General features: G+C 70.8%; 21 protein-coding genes. 16 read left to right on the top strand and 5 right to left on the bottom strand.

Features of this window, described 5'->3' with window-relative positions:
- Nucleotides 1-10: 10 nt before the first annotated feature.
- Genes ATSB10_RS05000 through ATSB10_RS19645 form a run of 4 tightly spaced genes read left to right on the top strand, consistent with a single transcriptional unit; the run spans nucleotide 11 to nucleotide 1,601 of the window.
- Nucleotides 11-460: a CBS domain-containing protein gene (locus tag ATSB10_RS05000; RefSeq protein WP_063670987.1), complete on the top strand. Its 450-nt coding sequence runs from the start codon at nucleotides 11-13 to the stop codon at nucleotides 458-460.
- Between the two features lie 9 nt (nucleotides 461-469).
- A complete protein-coding gene (locus ATSB10_RS05005; RefSeq protein ID WP_063670989.1) occupies nucleotides 470-967 on the top strand; it encodes a flavodoxin family protein in 498 nt (165 codons plus the stop codon).
- Between the two features lie 4 nt (nucleotides 968-971).
- Nucleotides 972-1,433: a phosphoribosyltransferase gene (locus ATSB10_RS05010; protein WP_236886493.1), complete on the top strand. Its 462-nt coding sequence runs from the start codon at nucleotides 972-974 to the stop codon at nucleotides 1,431-1,433.
- Nucleotides 1,434-1,445: 12 nt separating this feature from the next.
- On the top strand, nucleotides 1,446-1,601 hold the full coding sequence (locus tag ATSB10_RS19645; RefSeq protein WP_236886494.1) for a hypothetical protein: 156 nt from the start codon (nucleotides 1,446-1,448) through the stop codon (nucleotides 1,599-1,601).
- Between the two features lie 16 nt (nucleotides 1,602-1,617).
- Here the strand turns inward: ATSB10_RS19645 and ATSB10_RS05015 are convergent, their stop codons facing one another.
- Together ATSB10_RS05015 and ATSB10_RS05020 are read right to left on the bottom strand one after the other, a co-directional pair.
- Complete coding sequence (locus ATSB10_RS05015; RefSeq protein WP_063670992.1) at nucleotides 1,618-1,914, bottom strand: ElaB/YgaM/YqjD family protein; 297 nt, start codon at nucleotides 1,912-1,914, stop codon at nucleotides 1,618-1,620.
- Between the two features lie 83 nt (nucleotides 1,915-1,997).
- Nucleotides 1,998-2,759: a helix-turn-helix domain-containing protein gene (locus ATSB10_RS05020; protein WP_063670993.1), complete on the bottom strand. Its 762-nt coding sequence runs from the start codon at nucleotides 2,757-2,759 to the stop codon at nucleotides 1,998-2,000.
- A gap of 229 nt (nucleotides 2,760-2,988) precedes the next feature.
- Between ATSB10_RS05020 and ATSB10_RS05025 the strand changes: the two genes are divergently transcribed.
- On the top strand, nucleotides 2,989-3,738 hold the full coding sequence (locus ATSB10_RS05025) for a response regulator (protein WP_063670994.1): 750 nt from the start codon (nucleotides 2,989-2,991) through the stop codon (nucleotides 3,736-3,738).
- A gap of 4 nt (nucleotides 3,739-3,742) precedes the next feature.
- Complete coding sequence (locus ATSB10_RS05030) at nucleotides 3,743-5,785, top strand: ATP-binding protein (protein WP_063670995.1); 2,043 nt, start codon at nucleotides 3,743-3,745, stop codon at nucleotides 5,783-5,785.
- A gap of 25 nt (nucleotides 5,786-5,810) precedes the next feature.
- Here ATSB10_RS05030 and ATSB10_RS05035 read toward each other — a convergent pair whose 3' ends face one another.
- Entirely contained in the window at nucleotides 5,811-6,791 is a 981-nt protein-coding gene (locus ATSB10_RS05035; protein WP_063670996.1) for a zinc-dependent alcohol dehydrogenase family protein, read from the bottom strand.
- Nucleotides 6,792-6,800: 9 nt separating this feature from the next.
- Complete coding sequence (locus tag ATSB10_RS05040; protein WP_063670998.1) at nucleotides 6,801-7,628, bottom strand: universal stress protein; 828 nt, start codon at nucleotides 7,626-7,628, stop codon at nucleotides 6,801-6,803.
- A gap of 211 nt (nucleotides 7,629-7,839) precedes the next feature.
- Between ATSB10_RS05040 and ATSB10_RS05045 the strand changes: the two genes are divergently transcribed.
- From ATSB10_RS05045 to ATSB10_RS05055, 3 genes are all read left to right on the top strand, one after another.
- Complete coding sequence (locus ATSB10_RS05045; protein ID WP_063671000.1) at nucleotides 7,840-8,646, top strand: universal stress protein; 807 nt, start codon at nucleotides 7,840-7,842, stop codon at nucleotides 8,644-8,646.
- Nucleotides 8,647-8,922: 276 nt separating this feature from the next.
- A complete protein-coding gene (locus ATSB10_RS05050; protein WP_063671002.1) occupies nucleotides 8,923-9,279 on the top strand; it encodes an HPF/RaiA family ribosome-associated protein in 357 nt (118 codons plus the stop codon).
- A 109-nt stretch (nucleotides 9,280-9,388) separates the two neighbouring features.
- A complete protein-coding gene (locus tag ATSB10_RS05055; protein ID WP_063671004.1) occupies nucleotides 9,389-9,832 on the top strand; it encodes a host attachment protein in 444 nt (147 codons plus the stop codon).
- A gap of 54 nt (nucleotides 9,833-9,886) precedes the next feature.
- Here the strand turns inward: ATSB10_RS05055 and ATSB10_RS05060 are convergent, their stop codons facing one another.
- Nucleotides 9,887-10,348: an Hsp20/alpha crystallin family protein gene (locus tag ATSB10_RS05060; RefSeq protein WP_063671006.1), complete on the bottom strand. Its 462-nt coding sequence runs from the start codon at nucleotides 10,346-10,348 to the stop codon at nucleotides 9,887-9,889.
- Between the two features lie 239 nt (nucleotides 10,349-10,587).
- Between ATSB10_RS05060 and ATSB10_RS05065 the strand changes: the two genes are divergently transcribed.
- From ATSB10_RS05065 to modA, 7 genes are all read left to right on the top strand, one after another.
- Nucleotides 10,588-11,241 (top strand): (2Fe-2S)-binding protein, encoded by a 654-nt coding sequence (locus ATSB10_RS05065; protein WP_205631095.1) that lies wholly within the window; start codon nucleotides 10,588-10,590, stop codon nucleotides 11,239-11,241.
- An 11-nt stretch (nucleotides 11,242-11,252) separates the two neighbouring features.
- Nucleotides 11,253-12,254: an FAD binding domain-containing protein gene (locus ATSB10_RS05070; protein ID WP_063671008.1), complete on the top strand. Its 1,002-nt coding sequence runs from the start codon at nucleotides 11,253-11,255 to the stop codon at nucleotides 12,252-12,254.
- Nucleotides 12,255-12,277: 23 nt separating this feature from the next.
- The gene (locus ATSB10_RS05075; protein ID WP_063671010.1) at nucleotides 12,278-14,500 is read left to right on the top strand and encodes a xanthine dehydrogenase family protein molybdopterin-binding subunit; all 2,223 of its coding nucleotides are present in this window, start codon (nucleotides 12,278-12,280) and stop codon (nucleotides 14,498-14,500) included.
- Between the two features lie 102 nt (nucleotides 14,501-14,602).
- Complete coding sequence (locus ATSB10_RS05080) at nucleotides 14,603-15,697, top strand: XdhC family protein (RefSeq protein ID WP_063671012.1); 1,095 nt, start codon at nucleotides 14,603-14,605, stop codon at nucleotides 15,695-15,697.
- A complete protein-coding gene (locus ATSB10_RS05085; RefSeq protein ID WP_063671014.1) occupies nucleotides 15,694-16,326 on the top strand; it encodes a nucleotidyltransferase family protein in 633 nt (210 codons plus the stop codon). Before ATSB10_RS05080 ends, ATSB10_RS05085 begins: the two co-directional genes overlap by 4 nt.
- Nucleotides 16,323-17,555, top strand: coding sequence for an MFS transporter (locus ATSB10_RS05090; protein WP_063671016.1), 1,233 nt, complete (start codon nucleotides 16,323-16,325; stop codon nucleotides 17,553-17,555). The genes ATSB10_RS05085 and ATSB10_RS05090 overlap by 4 nt, the downstream gene beginning before the upstream one ends.
- A gap of 70 nt (nucleotides 17,556-17,625) precedes the next feature.
- Entirely contained in the window at nucleotides 17,626-18,384 is a 759-nt protein-coding gene (gene modA, locus ATSB10_RS05095) for a molybdate ABC transporter substrate-binding protein (RefSeq protein WP_063671018.1), read from the top strand.

The raw sequence follows: 18,384 nt of genomic DNA on the forward strand, positions 1-18,384 counted from the left end.
GGGTCGTGCCATGCATGCCGCTGAAATCTGCACCCGACACGTCGTCTACATCGACCGGAAGGCGTCCATCCGCGAGGCGGCGCAGAGCATGCGCGGCCATCACGTCGGCGCCCTGGTGATCACCGACCAGCCGAACGGCGAACGCGTGCCGGCCGGCATCATCACCGACCGCGACATCGCCATCGCCGTAGTGGCGGCGGGCATCCAGCCCGAAAACCTCACGGTCGAGGACGTGATGAACCGCAACGTCGCCACCTGCACCGAGAGCGAGGACCTGTTCGACATCATCACCACCATGCTCGCGCGCAGCGTGCGACGGCTGCCGGTCGTCAACGACAAGGGCGGGCTGGTCGGCATGGTCTCGGCCGACGACCTGTACGGCGCGCTGTCGACGCATCTGCGCATGCTGAGCCAGGCGCTGGCCCGCGAGCAGGTGCGCGAGATGGAAGTCCGCGCCTGAGCCGCCGCCATGAAGCCACGTATCCTGCTCGCCTATTACTCGATGACCGGTCACACCCGCGACATCGCCGAGGAACTGCGCTCGGCGCTGCAGGCCGACGTGGAGGAAATCCGCGAACCGCATCCACGCCGCGGCCTGCGCGGTGTACTGCGCGCCCTGTTCGATGCGGTCCTGCGCCGCGAACCGCCGATCGGAACGCCGCGCCACGATCCTGCCGTCTACGATCTGCTCGCGATGGGTGGCCCGGTGTGGGCCGGTCGCATGGCCTCGCCGCTGCGCAGCTACGCCAGGCAGCTGGCCGAGCGTGCGCCAAGGGTTGCGTTCTTCTGCACCGAGGGCGGACGCGGTGCCGAGCAGGCGTTCGACGATCTCGGCAGGCTCTGCGGCAAGATCCCGGAGGCCACCCTGGTGGTGGATGCGCAACACCTTCCTCCGGGACTGCACCGCGATACCCTGCAGAGGTTCGTCGCGAAGCTCGGGAGAGAACGGCCCGCCCCGGGCCATTGAAGCCATGCGCGGCCTGCCCTTCTTCGACCGGATCGAGGCCGCCCGCCTGCTGGTCGAGCGGCTCGGTGCCTACCGCGATGCCGATGCGCTGGTGCTCGCGATCCCACGCGGCGCCGTGCCGATGGGCCGCGTCATCGCCGACGCCCTGCACGCGGATCTTGACGTGGTGCTGGTGCGCAAGCTCGGTGCGCCGGGCAATCCGGAATTCGCCGTCGGCGCGGTCGACGAGTCAGGGACCGTGCATTTGGCCGAATACGCCGCCAGCGCCGGTGCCGACCACAGCTATCTCGGGCACGAGCGCGCGCGACAGCTGCAACGCATCAGGGAACAGCGTCGGCTGTACAGCCAGGAGCGCCCGCCCATCGATCCGGCCGGACGTGTGGTGATCGTGGTCGACGACGGCCTGGCCACCGGTGAGACCATGGCCACCGCGCTCGCCACCGTGCGACGGCAGGCGCCGGCGTAACTGGTCTGCGCGGTGCCGGTGGCATCCGCCGATGCGCTTGCGCGGGTGCGCACCCTCGCCGACGACGTCGTCTGCCTGCACGTTCCGCCGCACTTCGGTGGCGTGGGGGCGTTCTACCTGCGCTTCGACCAGGTCGAGGACGAGGACGTCGTGGCGGCGCTGCGTTGAGCCGCGCAGGGCGGGCTCAATCGCGCGCGCGGCTGCCGAGCAGACCGATCAGGAAAGCCGCGGCCGCCACGCCGCCGAGAACGACCCAGGGCTGCTCGTGCACGTAACGGTTGCCACGGTCGACGGTCCGGCGCACACGATCGCCGGCATCGCGCTCGAGTCGCGAGACCCGCTCGCGGATCCCGCGCAGTCGGGCGTGGACATCCTCGGCCTCCTCTCCGGTCGCGGCCGCCACGTCTTTCATCAGTCGATCGACGTCGCCGGCGATCGCGTTCAGGTCGCTCTTCAGGTATTGGGCATGCACATGTGCCATGACGGGCCTCCGGGATGCATCAATGCGGGGTTGTGGTTCTGCAAAGGGGCGGGGCGGTGCCCGCCAAGCCGGGCAGCCGGGGCTCAGGCCACCGCCACCTGCGGCACGTCGGTACGGGCGGAAGGCGCCGCTCCCCTGCCCCAGACCGCCGACCGCTCGAGCTGTCGCGGATCGCGGATGCGGATGCTGCGCCCCTGCACGTCGACCGCACCGATCCGGTTGAGACGACTCAGCCCGCGGCTGACCGTCTCCAGCTTCAGCCCCAGGTAGCTGGCGATGTCCTCGCGGGTCATGCGCAGCACATACTCGCTGGACGAGCAGCCGTGCTCGGCATGGCGCCGGCCGAGCTCCAGCAGGAACGTGGCCAGACGCTCCTCCGCCTTCGCCGAGCCCAGCAGCAGCAGGGTCTGCTGTTCGTACTCCACCTCGTGGGACAGCTTGCGGATCAGCGCCACGTAGAGCCCACGGATATCGATGCCGGCCTGCTCCAGCTGCGGCAGCGGAATTTCCAGCGCCACGCTGTACTCGAGCATGCGGATCGAGGTGGGATGGACACCGGCATCCAGCGCATCCAGCCCCAGCAGGTCTTCGGCCATGTAGAAGCGGGTGATCTGCTCGCGACCGTCGGCGCCCGGGCAGGTCGCCTTGGCCGAGCCGCTGGTGAGCAGGAACAGCGAGCGGAAGGGCGCACCCGCACAGGCGAGGTAGCCGCCCTTCTGCATCCGGTGCACGTGCAGCGTGAAGCGGGAGGCCACTTTGAGAAGCTCCCGCCCGAAGGCGCTGCGATGCAGGGTGTCGTCGGCCAGCTTGCGTGCAGTGGACAAGGAGGCGATCGTCGCGGACATCGGATGGCTCCAGTCAACTCGGGAGCCTCGATCCTGCACTGCCAGGCGCGTGCGACGGCTACAAAGAGGTAACCTTTTGTAACGGCGTGTAACAGCCCCGGCAGGCGCTGCCACGGCGTTGCAGCACGCCGGGTGCGGGGCGAGTAATCTGCCGCTGGCCGGAAGCACCGGGCGCAAGCCTCGCCTTCCTGGCGGGGGCCTGGCCGCAAGGCGGGATACGGAGGCAAGGGTGACGTCGACAGAAACCGACAAGTGCGGGACGTCCGGCCAGCAGACGCACGTGTTGGTGGTCGATGACGACAGCGAGATCGCGTTGCTGCTCAAGCGCTATCTCGCCGCCCAAGGCTTCGCGGTCAGCATCGTCGGCTCCGGTCGGGAGATGCTTGCCCGACTCGCAGAGACCGCGGTCGACCTGATCCTGCTCGACCTCGGCCTGCCCGGCGAGGACGGTCTCGACCTCACCCGGCATCTGCACGAGCACTGGCACGGACCGGTGATCATCGTCACCGGGCGCGGGGATTCGGTCGACCGCATCGTCGGGCTGGAACTCGGCGCCGACGACTACGTCACCAAGCCGTTCGAGCTGCGCGAGCTGCTGGCGCGCATCCGCAGCGTGCTGCGCCGTGTCGGCGAGCGCCCGCGGAACAACGAAGCGCAGCCGACCACCTATCGCTTCGCGGGCTACCGCCTGGAAGCCCACAGCCGCACGCTGACGACCGATGCCGGCCAGCCGGTCGCACTCACCAACGGCGAATACGAGTTGCTGCAGGTCTTCGTCACCCATCCGAACCGGGTGCTGTCCCGGGACGAGCTGATGAATCACCTCTATGGCCGCGATTCCGGTCCCTTCGACCGCGCGGTGGATGTGCAGGTCGGCCGCCTGCGGCGCAAGATCGAGCCCGACCCGGCTGCGCCCACGCTGATCAAGTCGGTGCGCGGCGCAGGCTACATGTTCAGCGACACGGTGCAGCGGGAGTAAAGCCATGGCCAACGCCGGCATCGCCGAAAACGAACTCATGTTGCGGACGCTTTTCGACACGGTGCCCGACGCCATGGTGGTGGTCGACCGCAGCGGCGACATCGTGCTGGCCAATCCGCAGGCCCACCACCTGTTCGGCTATGTACCCGGCGGCCTGCCCGGCCTGGCCATCGAGGCGCTGCTGCCGGAAGCCGTGCGCGCAGCGCATGCCCGGCATCGCGAGCGCTACATGAGCCATCCCCGGGTCCGTCCAATGGGCGCGGGCTTCGAGCTGACCGGGCTGCGACGCAACGGGGATACCTTTCCGGTGGAGGTTGCGCTGAGCCCGATCGGCCAGGAACTGTTCGCCGCCTCGATCCGCGACATCTCGGAAACCCAGCGGGTGCGACAAGCCCTGCAGCACGCCCGCTACCACGGCTACCTGGCGCAGCTGGGCCGGCTGGTGCTGGAATCGAACCGGGACGAGTCGGCGCGTACCGCCGTGCCCGCGCTGATCGCCGAAGCGCTGGGCGTGGAGGCGGCGGCGGTCGCCGTCGGCCTTCCCGACGGCGAAGCCTTGCCGATCCGCGCATCCCACGGGGTGCCTGCGCGGCTGGCGGATGCTCTGCCCGAAGCCTTCGCCAGCGACCGGTTGTCCGAACGCCTGGCCGAGTTCCGGTCGACCGGCATCTGGACGCTCTCGCGCAGTCCGGCGGACGACCTGCCGGCGTTGCGCGCGACGCTGGATGCCCACGGCTTCGCGGACATGGCGATCGTGCCGCTGCTCGACCGGCTCAAGCCCACCGGCGCCCTGCTCGCCTTCTCCACCCAGCCGGACAACTGCGACGACGACAAGTCGAACTTCCTGCGGCTGGCCGCCCACATCCTGGCTGCGGCGATCCAGCGCAGCCGCAGCGAGGAGCAACTCGCCCATGTCCATCGCCTCGACGCCCTGGGCCAGCTCAGCGGGGGCATCGCGCACGACTTCAACAACATGCTCACCATCATCTCGGGGAATCTGCAGATGCTGGATGCCGAGCAGGCCGGCGGCCAGGGAGCGCATCCGTTGATCGAAAGCGCGTTGCGGGCGGTCGATCACGGCGCCGCGCTCACCCGCAAGCTGCTGGGGTTCTCACGCCAGCAGGCACTGTCCCCGCGCGCGCTGCGCCCGCAGCGCGTGCTCGCCGAGCTGGGCGAGATGCTCGCCCACACCCTGGGCGAGCGCGTCCGGCTCAGCACGGACTGCGCCGCGGACGTACCGGCGGTGCTCGCCGACCCCAACGAACTGGAGACCGCGCTGGTGAACCTCGCGCTCAACGCCCGCGATGCCATGCCGGACGGAGGAGCGCTGCGGATCACCGCCCGCGCGCGCCCGACGCCACCCGAGGGGCCGGATGGACTGCCACCGGGCAGCTACGTCGCTTTTACCGTGGCGGATACCGGCACCGGCATGTCGCGGGATGTGCTCAAGCGTGCGATGGACCCCTTCTTCACCACCAAGACGGCCGGCAAGGGCACTGGCCTCGGCCTGAGCATGGTCTACGGCTTCGTCAGGCAATCGGGTGGCCGGGTCAGGATCGAGAGCATGCCGGGCCAGGGGACCCGGGTCGAATTGCTGCTGCCGACCTCGCCAATGCCGCCGCAGGAAGAGGAGGAGTCCGACGCCGCCCCGGACGCCGCAGTGCGCCGGGATCCCCCGCGGGTGCTGGTGGTGGAGGACGAGCCAGACGTGCGCCGGGTGGCCATGGGATTGCTCCGTGCGCTCGGCTACGAACCGGTCGAGGCCGCCAGCGCCTCGCAGGCGCTGGCACGGCTGCATGAAGACCCGACGATCCGGCTGATGTTCTCGGACGTGGCCCTGGGCAACGGACACACCGGATTCGAGCTGGTGCGCGAGGCACGCATGATGCGGCCGGGCCTGGCCGTGCTGCTGACGTCCGGATACGAGCAGGCGGCCGCGGGGGCCGCGGCGGCGCAGCGTGACGGCATCCAGCTCCTGCGCAAGCCGTACCGGCAGAGCCAGCTCGCCGAGGCCGTGACCAGGGCGCTCGAAGGCAAGGTGCGCTAGCCGCCGCCGACGGCCCGGGACCGGTTCACGGCACCAGCACGGCGGAACCCTCGAAGCGGCCGTGGCGCAGGTCGTCCAGCGCCTCGTTCGCCTGCTCCAGTCGATAGCGCCGCGTGGTGGCGCTCACGCAGGCGCGCCTTGCATGGTCGAAGAACTCCCGCGCGTCCGACCGGGCCAGGTTGGCCACTGACACCAGTTCCCGCTCCCCCCACAGCCACCGGTAGGGCATCGACGGAATATCGGACATGTGGATGCCACCGCAGACCACGCGCCCGCCCTTGCGCACCGCACGCAGGGCCCGGGGCACGAGCTCCCCGCTGGGCGCGAAGATGATCGCCGCGTCGAGCAACTCGGGCGGCGCCACGTCGGAATCTCCGGCCCAGGCGACGCCGTGCGCGCGGGCGAAATCCTGTGCCGCATGGTCCCCCGGCCGGGTGAACGCCAGCACGCGACGCCCCTGGTGGCGCGCGATCTGGGTCATCAGGTGCGCCGCTGCGCCAAAGCCGTAGATGCCGATCGTGGCGGCCTCGTCGGTCCGGGCCAGCGCGCGCCAGCCGATCAGCCCCGCGCACAGCAGCGGCGCACAGGCCACCGGATCGACCTCGCCCAGCGGGATGCAGAAGTCGGCGCGGGCGATCAGGTGACTGGCAAAGCCGCCGGGCCGCGTATAGCCGGTGAACTGCGGCGCGTCGCAGAGATTCTCGCGCCCACCGCGGCAGTAGTCGCATACGCCGCAGGTCCCTCCCAGCCAGGGCACGCCCACGCGCTGGCCCGGAACCAGCCCGCCGGCATCCGGCCCCACGCACTCGACCCACCCGACCACCTCGTGCCCGGGAACGACCGGCAGGGCCGGCTCCGGCAGCTCGCCGTCGACCAGATGCAGGTCGGTGCGGCATACGCCGCAGGCCTCGACGCGAATCCGTGCCTCGCCAGGTCCCGGCACGGGATCCTCGTGATGGCGCAGCACCAGCGGCTGTCCCGCCGCTTCAAGCGTCATGGCACGCATGGCGAGTCCTCAGTGATGGAACAGCACGGGCAGCGACGCCTTCCACAACACGTGCCGGGTGGCGCCGCCGAGCACCCGCTCGCTGAAACGGCTCCGCCCGAACGCCCCCATCACCAGCAGATCCGCATCGAACCGGCCCGCATGCTCCAGCAGCACCTCGCCGATCCCGCGGCCAGCGGCATTCAGATCCAGTGAGCGCGGCTGGATTCCGTGCCGGTTGAGATAGGCATCGATGTCGAAGGGCGGCTTCCAGGCGATATCGCGAAGGGTCTCCCTGGGTGCACCTCGCAACAGCAGCACGTCGTCTGCCCGTCTCAGCAGCGGCAACGCCGAGTGCACCGCGCGGATCGCCTCGGGCGCGCCGTTCCACGCAATCGCGATGCGGGCCAGCGAGACCTCGCCGACCGGTCGCGGCGGCACTACGATGCACGGCAACCCGACCGAGAGGATCAGCCCGGCCAGGTCCTCGGGAGTGGACCAGGTCCGGTCCTCATCCCGCTCCACGACGAGCAGGTCATGCCAGCAGGCGATCCGCGAGAGCACGTCGCGCAGATCGCCCTGCACCACCACCCAGGCGGCCTGCTCCACCCCGAGGCTTTTCGCCCACGCGACGAATGCCGCTTCGGCACCGAGCGCGCTCGCTTCGAGTATCCGCGACATCCCGACCACCGTCTCGATCACTTCGGGCGTGCCGAATTCGGGCGCGGCGTAAAGCGGTGGCGGATAGGCGTACAGCCCGGTGACCGAGCCGTGCACGAGGGCGGCCAGCCGGATGCCGTACTGGGCATCGCGGGACCAGGTCTCGAAGTTGATGGTGTTGACGAGGATGTCGTACATCGCGAGCCCTCCATTTGCCCATGCCGTTCGCCGGCGACACCAGGGGAGCACGCTGGACCAAGTCGGCCATGGTCTTGGTGACCCAGGTCAAGGTTGCGACGGGTTCCCGCCCCATCCCGGGGCATGATCTGGATCAAGCTCACCTGCGGCGGCCCATGCATGCTGGCGCTCAACCGGCTCTCCGTGCAGCCGGCTTTGCGAGGGGCATCACGTGCGCGACATCGTCGTCCACAGCCCGGATTTCCGGCATTGGCCAGCCACCGTGCGTTACGCCGCACAGCTCGCCGCGGACACCCGCGCCGGACTGACCGGCCTGTACATCGCCGCGCCGACCGTGGCCCTGCCGGGCCCGCCACAACTGGCGCAGGAGGCGCTTGCCTACGCACAGGACGAACTCCAGCAGGCGGTGCTCGCCGGACCGGCCTTTGCCGCCTGGGCAACCACGCTCGGCGTGCGCGAAGCGCGCTGGCAGGTCGCACAGGGGCCGGCGGCGGACGCGCTGGTGTTGGCCGGCCAATGGAACGACGTGGTGATCCTGCAGGGCAACGTGCCGCCCTGCTCCGTCGACGAACGCCTGGTGCTGGAGACCCTGCTGTCCGGCGTGGGATGCATCCTGGTGCCCTCTGCCGGCTTTTCGCCCGGTCGCGTGGCGCGTGCCGTGGTGGCCTGGGACAGCAGCCTTGCGTCGCACCGCGCCCTGCATGGCGCCCTGCCGCTGCTGGTCGACGCGACGGCGGTCGCCCTGCTGCAGCCGCCGCCGGAGCGGCGACCAGGCCGCCCGTTGTTCGATCCGGCCTCGCACCTGCGATCGCGCGGCGTGAACGTGACCCGCATCGAGACCGTGGGCGAGGCCGACGAAGACGCGGGCGAACATCTGCTGGCCATCGCCGCCGAGGAGCGGGCCGACCTGTTGGTGCTCGGCGCCAGCGGATGCCGGCGTCCGGGTGGCTGCAGCTTCGGCGCCACCACGCGGGTGGTGCTGTCGCGCAGCCATCTGCCGCTCTATCTCCGGCACTAGCGGGCCGTCACCGAGGTGACCCGGCTGGCCCGGCCTTGACCAGCATCGGAAAGATGCGCCCGGCACGAGCAGGTCGAACCGGACGACCTCCCCGGCAAGATCGAACGCGTGGTGGCCGGCCCGGAAAAGCAGACCCGCATGCCCAACGAGCGGGAACCCCGGACCGTGGCCGCGACAGCCGTCGGCCACTCGTGGCAAGAGGCTGATCTGGATCAAACCGTGCGACGCACAGGGCGCCAGCATGGCGGAGTACCCCAACGACGTGGAGTCCCCGTCATGAGTTTCCTGATCGAAGTGAGCTTCCTCGACATGCGGCCGTCCAAGGCGTTGTACGAAGACATCTCGCGCCACGCGCTGCAGCTGGAACACTTCGCTCCCACACTGACCGACTGCCGGATCACGGTGCGCCATACCGAGGCGCGCCACCGCACCGGGAACCACTATCGCGTGCTCGCCCGGGTGAGCCTGCCCGGCGCCCAGTTCGAGGCGAGACGAGAGACCGGCAACGACACCCATGCCGACGTCCACGTGGCGGTGCGCGACACCTTTGCCGCGCTGCGGCGCCAACTGCAGGACTTCCTCCAGGTGCGCCGTGGCGAGGTGAAGCACCACGAGCGACCCGATGCACGATGACGAAAGCCGGGGGACGCGTGTGGCCATTGATGCAGGTCAAGTGGCGCCGCCGCCCCCGCTCCTAGCATCGGAACACCCCATCTCATCGGCCCGAAGGGCGGGAGGCAACATGACATCGACCTGGATCCTGGTGGCGGATGCGGCCCGCGCGAGGGTGTTCGAATCGGAGCGGCGCGGCGGTCCGTGGACGGTGGTGTCGTGCCTTGCCAATCCGGACGGGAGGGCCCCGGGCCGCGACGCCACCACCGAGCGTGCGCCACGCACCATGGAGAGCGTGGGCTCGGCGCGCCACGCGATCGAACCGCATACGACCCTGCGCGACAAGAGCAGCGAGCGCTTCGCGCGCATGCTGCGTGACGAGCTTGATCGCGGTTGCACCGAGCGTCGCTGCGAGCAACTGGTGCTGGTGGCCCCGCCACGCTTCCTCGGCACGCTGCACGGCGTGCTGGACAAGGCGCTGCGCGAACGGATCAGCGGCGAGCTGCAGAACGACTTCACCGCGCTGGAGGAACTGGACGTCCGCGAGCGCGTGATGCGCGAACTGCCGGTCTGAACGCGCCGGGTGGACGCACCGCATGCGGCGGTGCGTCCACGGCGCATGGCGCATTCATTTCACCGCGATGCGCTGACTGCTTCCATTCGGCTTCTTCGGCAGGGTCAGCGTGAGCACGCCACCCTCGTAGCGCGCCTCGGCCTTGCTGCTGTCGACTTCGGCCGGCAGGCTGAAGGCGCGGAAGACGCGTCCGACGTAGCGTTCGTTCACCAGCGCATGCTCGTTCTCCTTCTTTTCGCTGCTGTGCCTGGCTTCCGCACTGATCGCCACCTGGCCGCCGTCCACCGAGATCTCGATGTCGTTCTTGTCGACGCCGGGGATATCGGCCTTGACCACGTAGGCTTCGTCTTTTTCGGACACGTCCAGGCGCATCTCCGGGATCATGTCCACGTCGCGCCAGAACGCCCGGTTGGCCATCGGACGGAACACGTCGTCGAAGGCGCCGAGCGGAAAACCGGCGAGCGGATCGATGCGGGCGGGACTCTTGAAGGGGTTCCAGTGTGTGAGGGTGCTCATGGTGGTTCCTCCTGGTTGGGCGATGGCGCAACGGCTCGGGTCACGCCACCAGACAATCTGCGTCCGCCGCGACGGTGTGGTGTTGATTCCGGTCAAGCTTGCGTGGCGCGGAAATCACATCTTCACTGCTGCCGATCCGGCGCGTCGGGTGTACCGTTCACGGGTTGCTCCGTCGCCCGCTGCCCGCGGGTGCCCCTGCCGTCCCGCCGGCGTCCGCCGCTTCCCGGAGGTCAGACCGCATGTCCCAGCGCAAGCCACCCCAGCCGCCTCTGGGCGACGTCACCGCCCCCGCCGTTTCGATCAGCCGCCGCGGCTTCCTGCAGATGGTCGGCGTCACCGGCGCGGCCTCCACCCTGGGCCTGGGCGGTCACGCCCTGGCCGCCACCGCGATGGCGCACCTGCCGCCGGACGCGCCGGGCAAGGACGGCGACGGCACGGTCACCGTGAAGCTGACCGTCAACGGCCAGCCGCGCTCGCTCACCGTCGATCCGCGCACCACCCTGCTCGACGCGCTGCGCGAGCACCTCGTGCTCACCGGCACCAAGAAGGGCTGCGACCACGGCCAGTGCGGCGCCTGCACGGTGCACGTCAACGGACGCCGGGTAAATGCCTGCCTCAGCCTGCTGGCGATGCACGAGGGCGACCACGTCACCACCATCGAGGGGCTGGGTGCGCCCGGGCGGCTGCACCCGATGCAGCAGGCCTTCCTCGAGCACGACGGCTACCAGTGCGGCTACTGCACCTCCGGCCAGATCATGTCGGCGGTGGCGATGCTGGACGAGCCGTGGGCCGCCGACGACGCGGCCATGAAGGAGGCGATGGCCGGCAACATCTGCCGTTGCGGCGCCTACCCGAACATCCATGCCGCGATCCGCCGGGTCCGCAAGGGCTGAAGGAGCACACCATGCAGGCCTTCACCTTCCTCCGCGCCACCGACGCCCGCCAGGCGATCGACGCCGGCGCCCGTTCCCCCACCGCCCAGCAGGGCGCCAGCGTGCGCTTCGTCGCCGGCGGCACCACCCTGCTCGACCTGATGAAGCTGCACGTGGAAACGCCGCAGCAGGTGGTGGACATCAACCACCTGCCGCTGGACCGGATCGAGCGCACGCCCGACGGCGGCCTGAAGATCGGCGCGCTGGCGCGCAACAGCGACGTCGCCAACCACGCCGAGGTGAAGCGCGACTACGCGGTGCTGTCGCAGGCGCTGCTGGCCGGCGCCTCGGCGCAGCTGCGCAACATGGCGACCACCGGCGGCAACCTGCTGCAGCGCACGCGCTGCATGTACTTCCGCGACGAGCACATGCCGTGCAACAAGCGCCAGCCCGGCAGCGGCTGTCCGGCGATCGGCGGCGCCAACCGCACGCTGGCGATCCTGGGCACCAGCGACCACTGCATCGCCACCAACCCCAGCGACCAGAACGTGGCGCTGGCCGCGCTGGAAGCACGCATCGCGATCCACGGCGCGCACGGCGAGCGCATCGTGCCGATCGCCGATTTCTTCCTGCTCCCTGGCGACACGCCCGACCGCGAGACGGTGATGCAGCCGGGCGACCTGATCACCCACGTGCTGCTGCCGCCGCCGCAGGCCGGCACGCGCTCGCACTATCTCAAGCTGCGCGACCGCGCCTCGTACGAGTTCGCGCTGGCCTCGGCCGCGGTGGTGCTGGGCGTGGACGGCGGGCGCATCCAGCACGCCCGCGTGGCACTGGGCGGGGTCGGCACGCGCCCGTGGCGCGCGCCCGAAGCCGAACGTGCCCTGCTCGGCCAGCCGGCGACGCCGGCCAGCTTTGCCGCGGCCGCGACCGCGGCGCTGCGCGACGCCCGCCCGCAGAGCGGGAACGGCTTCAAGGTGGAGCTGGCCCGGCGCTGCCTGGTGCACGCCCTCACCACCGTAGCCACCGCCTGAGCGCCCCGCGAGGAGAACCGACCATGTCCCCCGATGCCACCTCGACCCGACCCGCCATCGGCGCCTCCCTCCCGCGCGTCGACGGCCCGCTGAAAGTCAGCGGCCGTGCCGGCTACAGCTCCGACCACCACTTCCCCGGCCTGCTCTATGCGGTGCCGGTGGGCGCGACCATCGCCCGCGGCGAGGTGGCGGCCATCGACGACTCCGCCGCCGCAGCCATGCCCGGCGTAAGCAAGGTCTACACCCGCGCCAACATCGGCACGTTCTACAAACCCGGCAAGTCCGGCACCATCGACGAGAGCCGGCCGCCGTTCGAGGACGACACCGTCCACTACTACGGCCAGTACGTGGCGCTGGTGGTGGCCGACACGTTCGAACACGCGACCGCCGCGGCGCGGGCGGTGAAGGTCGACTACCGCAACGTGTCCGCGCCGGACGTGCGCATGGCGCTGGACCCCGAGGAAAACCAGACCACCGACTCCGAACGCGGCCACGTCGACGCGGCCCTGGCCAGCGCGCCGGTGACGGTCGACCAGACCTACACCACGCCGCCGGAAACCCACAATCCGATCGAGCTGCATGCCAGCGTGGCGGTGTGGGACGGCAAGGCGTTCACGCTGTACGAGACCACCCAGTCGATCATGAACCACCGCGCGGTGATGGCGCAGATGCTGGGCGTGCCGAAGGAGAACGTGCGGATCGTTACCGAGTTCCTCGGCTCCGGCTTCGGCGGCAAGCTGTGGCCGTGGCCGCACGCCCTGCTCGCCGCCGCCGCGGCGCGCGACCTGGGCAAGCCGGTGAAGCTGGTGGTGACGCGGGAAATGATGTTCCACAACGTCGGCCACCGCACCAACACCCAGCAGCGCGTGCGGCTGGGCGCGAACCACGACGGCAAGCTGGTCGCGCTGCGCCAGGACTTCATCTACCGCACCTCGCGCATCGACGATTCCAAGGAGGACTGCGGCGAGGTCACCGCCTTCCTCTACTCCACGCCGAACCTCAAGGTCACCAGCGGCCGCGCCCGCCGCGACATCGCGCCGAACACCGCCATGCGCGGCCCCGGTGCGGTGCCGGGCCTGTTCGCGATCGAGTCGGCGATGGACGAGCTGGCGCTGGCGCTGAAGATCGATCCGGTGGAACTGCGCCTGCGCAACGAACCGGCGATCGACGAAAGCCTGGGCATCCCGTTCTCCTCGCGCCACATGAAGGAGTGCCTGACCCGCGGCGCCGACCGCTTCGGCTGGGCGCGGCGCAATCCGGCGATCGGTGCGATGCGGCAGGGCGGTGTCGTGCTCGGCTGGGGCGTGGCCGCCTGTGCGTGGATGGCGCAGCGGCTCGACGCCGAGGTGTCGCTGCTGCTCAACGCCGACGGCAGCGTGCGCGTGGCCAGCGGTACGCAGGACATCGGCACCGGCACCTACACCATGCTGGCGCAGATGGTGGCGTACGACCTGGGCGTGCCGATCGAGCGCATCCAGGTGGTGATCGGCGACAGCGCGCTGCCGCCGGGGCCGCTCTCCGGCGGCTCGATGGTCACCGGCTCGCTGGTGCCGGCCGTGGCGCAGGCCGCGGCCGACGCCGTGCAGCACCTGCTGGACACCGCCGCCGGCCAGGGGCCGTTCGCCGGGGCGAAGGCCGAGCAGCTCTCCTTCACCGAGGGTCGCGTGCACCTGCGCAGCGGCACGCCGGCCGACGGCGTGCCGTTCGCCGACATCCTGAAGCAGGCGCGGCTGGCGCACGTCGAGGGCAAGGGCAAGTCGCGCAACACCTTCGGCGACAAGGAGGCGAAGAAGTTCTCCATGCACTCCTACGGCGCGCACTTCGTCGAGGTGACCTGGGAGCCGGCCATCGCGCGGCTGCGGGTCAGCCGCGTGGTCACCGCGATCGACGCCGGGCGCATCCTCAACCCGCTCACGGGACGCAACCAGATCGAGGGCGCGATCGCGATGGGCGTGGGCATGGCGCTGTTCGAGGACACCCATTACGAACCGCTGCACGGCAAGGCGATCAACAGCAATCTGGCCGATTACATCATGACCACCCACGCCGACATGCCGGACGTGGACGTGCTGTTCCTCGACTATCCGGACACCAAGCTCAACGCGCTCGGTGCCCGCGGCATCGGCGAGATCGGCCTGGCCGGCGTGGCTCCGGCGATCGCCAACGCGGTGCACCACGCCACCGGCGTGCGCGTGCGCGACCTGCCGGTGAAGATCGAGGATCTGCTGGCCTCGCACGTGGCCTAGCACCACGCTCCGGCCGCGGCGGGCATCGTTCCGCCGTCGCGATGCCCTGCCCCCATCCCAGGACCCCTGCTCGATGCACTTCCCGACCGGTTCAGCCCCGCGATGAATTCGCCGCACGAACTGGCCCTGCTGATCGACGCCCTGCGCGCGCTGCACGGCGAACCCCATCCACGCGCCGCGCTGGCCACGCTCACCCGTACGCGCGGCTCCACCTTCCGCCGGCCCGGCACGCACATGCTGGTGTTCGAGGACGGCCGGCTGGTCTGCGAGCTGTCCGGCGGCTGCCCGCAGCGCGACATCGAACGACAGGCCCGCGAAGCCATCGCCAGCGGCCAGCCTCGCCGGATCCGCTACAACAGCGAATCCGGGCTGGATGTGCTGATCGAAATGGGCTGCGGTGGCGAACTGGACGTCCTCATCGAGCCGCTGCCGTCGCCGAGTGCCGTGGACTTCGCCGAGCCGCTGGCGCAATGCATGGCGTCGCGCGACGACGTCCGGCTGGCGACCCTGTTCGCCGTCGACGACGAGGTGATCGTTCCTCGGCGACTGCTCTGGAGCCACGCGCGGGTGTGCTTCGACGGCACGGACGACGCGGTCCTCGGCGAGGCCATGGCCGCCGCCTGTGCCGACTGGCCGGGACGCGGGGCCGGCACGCGGCAGCTGTCCTCGCCGCGGGGCACGCTCGACGTGCTGGTCGAGGCGATCGAGCCGCCGCACGCGCTGGTGGTGATCGGCAGCAGCGCCGCCGCGCGTGCCCTGCTCCCGGTGTCGACCGCGCTGGGATGGCGCACCACCCTGGTCGACAGCGATGCCGACCGGCTGCGCCGCCACGAACCGCTGCCGGAGCTGCGCACGATGTGCACGACCCCGGAGCGGCTCCGCGACGCGCTGCCGCTGGACCGGCACACTTCGGTCGTGGTGATCACCCACAACCTCGAACAGGACATCGCCTGGCTGGCCGCGCTGCGCGATGCACCCGTCGCCTATGCCGGTGCACTGGGATCGCGCGAGCGCGTCGCCCGCATGCGGCATGCCCACGAGCTGGCCGGATTGCGCCTGCACGCGCCGGCCGGCCTGGACATCGGTTCGGAAACACCGGAGGAGATCGCGCTCGCGGTCGCGGCCGAGATCATGGCCGTGCTCAACGGACGCGGCGGCGGCCCACTGCGCGACAACGACGGCGCCATCCACGGATGAGCGCGGTCGCCCACCAACCGGTGATCCTGCTGCTGGCCGCCGGCGAAGGCGCCCGCTTCGGCGGCATCAAGCAGCTCGCCCCGGTCGACGGCGAACCGATGATCCGCCGTTGCGCCCGCCAGGCGCTGGCCTGCGGCGTGCCGGTGCTGGCGCTGCTCGGTGCGCACGCCGACGCGGTGGCGCCTGTGCTGGCCGACCTGCCGCTCGACGTGCACGTCCACCCGGGCTGGTCGCAGGGCATGGGCGACTCGCTGGCGGCCGGCGTGCGCGAGGTGCAGGCACGCCATCCGTGCACCAGCGGCGTATTGGTGACGCTGGCGGACCAGCCCCGGATCGGCCTGCGGTTGCTGCCCGCGCTGCTGCAGGCCCACGCCCGCTCGCCGCGGCGGATCATCGCCACCGCCCTCGACGGCCGCGCCGGACCGCCCGCCCTGTTCCCCCGCGACGACTTCGCCGCGCTCGCCGCGCTCACCGGCGCACACGGCGCCCGCGGACTGCTGCAGCGCGAGGCCGACCGCGTGACACGGCTCGACCCGCGCGACCACGACGCCGATCTGCTCGACATCGACACGCCGGACGATCTGGTCCTGGCCACCCGCCCTTCCGCCAACGCGACCGCCCGCCCGTGAACGCCACCCCGACGCCGCCCACGCCCCGCCACTGGTTGAACCGCACCGTCGCCGGCGCCGGCCTCACCAGCGCGCTGGGCGATTTCTGCTACGAGACCACCACGGTGATCCTGCCCGGCTTCCTGGCCGTGCTCGGCATCCCGGCCGCCGCGCTCGGGCTGATCGAGGGCGCCGCCGACGCGTTGGCCAGCTTCACCAAGATGGTGGCCGGGCATGTCGCCGATCGGCTCGGCCACCGCAAGGCGCTGGTGGTCGCCGGCTATGCGCTGACGCCGGCCGGCCAGGCGCTGATCGCGCTGGCGGCCGGGTGGCCGCTGCTGCTGGCCGGCCGGCTGCTTTCCTGGTTCGGCAAGGGGCTGCGCGGACCGCTGCGCGATGCCATCGTGGTGCAGGCGGTGAGCGAGACCACCCGCGGCCGCGCGTTCGGCTTCCATCGGGCTGCCGACACGCTGGGCGCGGTGGCCGGACCGCTGCTGGGCGTGGCCTTGCTCGGCTGGGCGCGCGGACTGAACGGTGTGGACGCGGCCTGGCCGTTCCGGCTGGTGCTGTGGCTGTCGCTGGTGCCCGGCGTGCTGGCGGCGCTGGCGTTCCTGCTGCTGGTGCGCGACCCGCGCGAGTCGCCGAACCCCGCCCTGCGCCTGATGCGCTCGCTGCGCGAGCTGCCGGCCAGTTTCAAGCGCTACCTCGGTGCGGTCGGGCTGTTCGGCATCGGCGACTTCTCGCACAGCCTGCTGATCCTCGCCGCCACCACCCTGCTGGCGCCTTCGCTGGGCGTGGTGCGCGCCGCGCAGGTGGCCGGCCTGCTTTACGTGGGGCGCAACGTGGTGCAGGTGCTCGCCTCGTTCCCGATCGGCGCGCTGGCCGACCGCATCGGCCACCGGCCGGTGCTGGTCGCCGGCTATGCGCTGGGCGCGCTGACCGCCGCGCTGATGGCGCTGGCGGTGCTGCGGCAGGTGCACAGCGTGGCCCTGCTCGCCGGGGTGTTCGTGGTGGCCGGGCTCTACACCGCGGTACAGGAGGCGCTGGAATCCACCGTCACCGCGTCGATGGTGCCGGCCGAACGGCTGTCCACCAGCTACGGCGCGCTGGGCACGGTGAACGGCGTGGCCAAGTTCGTCTCCAGCGCCGCGGTGGGGCTGGCCTGGAGCCTGCACTCGCCCGCCGCCGGCTTCGCGCTGGCCGCCGGGCTGATGCTGGCCGGCACGCTGGCGATGTTGCGCGCACGCTGAGCCGGGACGGTTGTCCGGCGGCGGGAATCGTCGTTATATAGCCAGGTTAATAACGACGTCCGGCATCGCCATGCGCGCATTCCCTACCCGCCGCCTCACCGCCCTGCTGCTGGCGCTTGCCGCCCTCGGGACCGCCCACGCCGGCGACCTGGTGGTGTCGGCCGCCTCCAGCCTTACCAATGCCTTCCAGGCGGTCGCCAAAGGCTACGAGTCCGCGCATCCGGGCACCCACGTGGTGCTGAACTTCGCCTCCTCCGACACCTTGCTGCGGCAGATCCTCAATGGCGCGCCGGCCGACGTCTACGCCTCGGCCGACCAGGTGGCGATGGACCGCGCGCAATCGCAGGGCGCCATCGTGCCGGGCACCCGGATCGACTTTGCAGGCAACCAGCTGGTGGTGATCGTCCCCACCGGAACGCGTACCCATCTCACCGCTCTCGCCGACCTGGCCGGGCCGGGATTCAAGCGCATCGCCTGGGGCAACCCGGCGTCGGTGCCGGTGGGCCGCTACACGCAGCGCGTGCTGCACGATGCCGGCCTGAGCAGGCAGCTGGCGCCGCGGGCGGTGCTGGCGCAGAACGTGCGGCAATGCCTGGACTACGTCGAGCGCGACGAGGTCGATGCCGGCTTCGTCTACGCCACCGATGCCGCCATCGGCGGCAGCAAGGTGAAGCTGGCGCTGCGCCTGCCCTCGCCCACGCCGATCACCTACCCCATCGCCGTCGTCGCGCATTCGGCTCATGCGAGCGAGGCGCAGTCCTTCATCGATTTCGTGCGCTCGGCCGCCGGCCAGCAGGTAATGGCCCGCTTCGGCTTCCTGGCCCCCTGA

Source organism: Dyella thiooxydans, assembly GCF_001641285.1.
Lineage (GTDB): Bacteria > Pseudomonadota > Gammaproteobacteria > Xanthomonadales > Rhodanobacteraceae > Dyella_A > Dyella_A thiooxydans.

What these genes read in the sequence shown, in the direction of transcription:
- ATSB10_RS05000 (WP_063670987.1), top strand. Translation starts at nt 11, where the DNA reads ATGCATGCCGCTGAAATCTGCACCCGACACGTCGTCTACATCGACCGG.
- ATSB10_RS05005 (WP_063670989.1), top strand. Translation starts at nt 470, where the DNA reads ATGAAGCCACGTATCCTGCTCGCCTATTACTCGATGACCGGTCACACC.
- ATSB10_RS05010 (WP_236886493.1), top strand. Translation starts at nt 972, where the DNA reads ATGCGCGGCCTGCCCTTCTTCGACCGGATCGAGGCCGCCCGCCTGCTG.
- ATSB10_RS05015 (WP_063670992.1), bottom strand. Translation starts at nt 1,914, where the DNA reads ATGGCACATGTGCATGCCCAATACCTGAAGAGCGACCTGAACGCGATC.
- ATSB10_RS05020 (WP_063670993.1), bottom strand. Translation starts at nt 2,759, where the DNA reads ATGTCCGCGACGATCGCCTCCTTGTCCACTGCACGCAAGCTGGCCGAC.
- ATSB10_RS05030 (WP_063670995.1), top strand. Translation starts at nt 3,743, where the DNA reads ATGGCCAACGCCGGCATCGCCGAAAACGAACTCATGTTGCGGACGCTT.
- ATSB10_RS05035 (WP_063670996.1), bottom strand. Translation starts at nt 6,791, where the DNA reads ATGCGTGCCATGACGCTTGAAGCGGCGGGACAGCCGCTGGTGCTGCGC.
- ATSB10_RS05040 (WP_063670998.1), bottom strand. Translation starts at nt 7,628, where the DNA reads ATGTACGACATCCTCGTCAACACCATCAACTTCGAGACCTGGTCCCGC.
- ATSB10_RS05050 (WP_063671002.1), top strand. Translation starts at nt 8,923, where the DNA reads ATGAGTTTCCTGATCGAAGTGAGCTTCCTCGACATGCGGCCGTCCAAG.
- ATSB10_RS05055 (WP_063671004.1), top strand. Translation starts at nt 9,389, where the DNA reads ATGACATCGACCTGGATCCTGGTGGCGGATGCGGCCCGCGCGAGGGTG.
- ATSB10_RS05060 (WP_063671006.1), bottom strand. Translation starts at nt 10,348, where the DNA reads ATGAGCACCCTCACACACTGGAACCCCTTCAAGAGTCCCGCCCGCATC.
- ATSB10_RS05065 (WP_205631095.1), top strand. Translation starts at nt 10,588, where the DNA reads ATGTCCCAGCGCAAGCCACCCCAGCCGCCTCTGGGCGACGTCACCGCC.
- ATSB10_RS05070 (WP_063671008.1), top strand. Translation starts at nt 11,253, where the DNA reads ATGCAGGCCTTCACCTTCCTCCGCGCCACCGACGCCCGCCAGGCGATC.
- ATSB10_RS05075 (WP_063671010.1), top strand. Translation starts at nt 12,278, where the DNA reads ATGTCCCCCGATGCCACCTCGACCCGACCCGCCATCGGCGCCTCCCTC.
- ATSB10_RS05080 (WP_063671012.1), top strand. Translation starts at nt 14,603, where the DNA reads ATGAATTCGCCGCACGAACTGGCCCTGCTGATCGACGCCCTGCGCGCG.
- ATSB10_RS05085 (WP_063671014.1), top strand. Translation starts at nt 15,694, where the DNA reads ATGAGCGCGGTCGCCCACCAACCGGTGATCCTGCTGCTGGCCGCCGGC.
- modA (WP_063671018.1), top strand. Translation starts at nt 17,626, where the DNA reads ATGCGCGCATTCCCTACCCGCCGCCTCACCGCCCTGCTGCTGGCGCTT.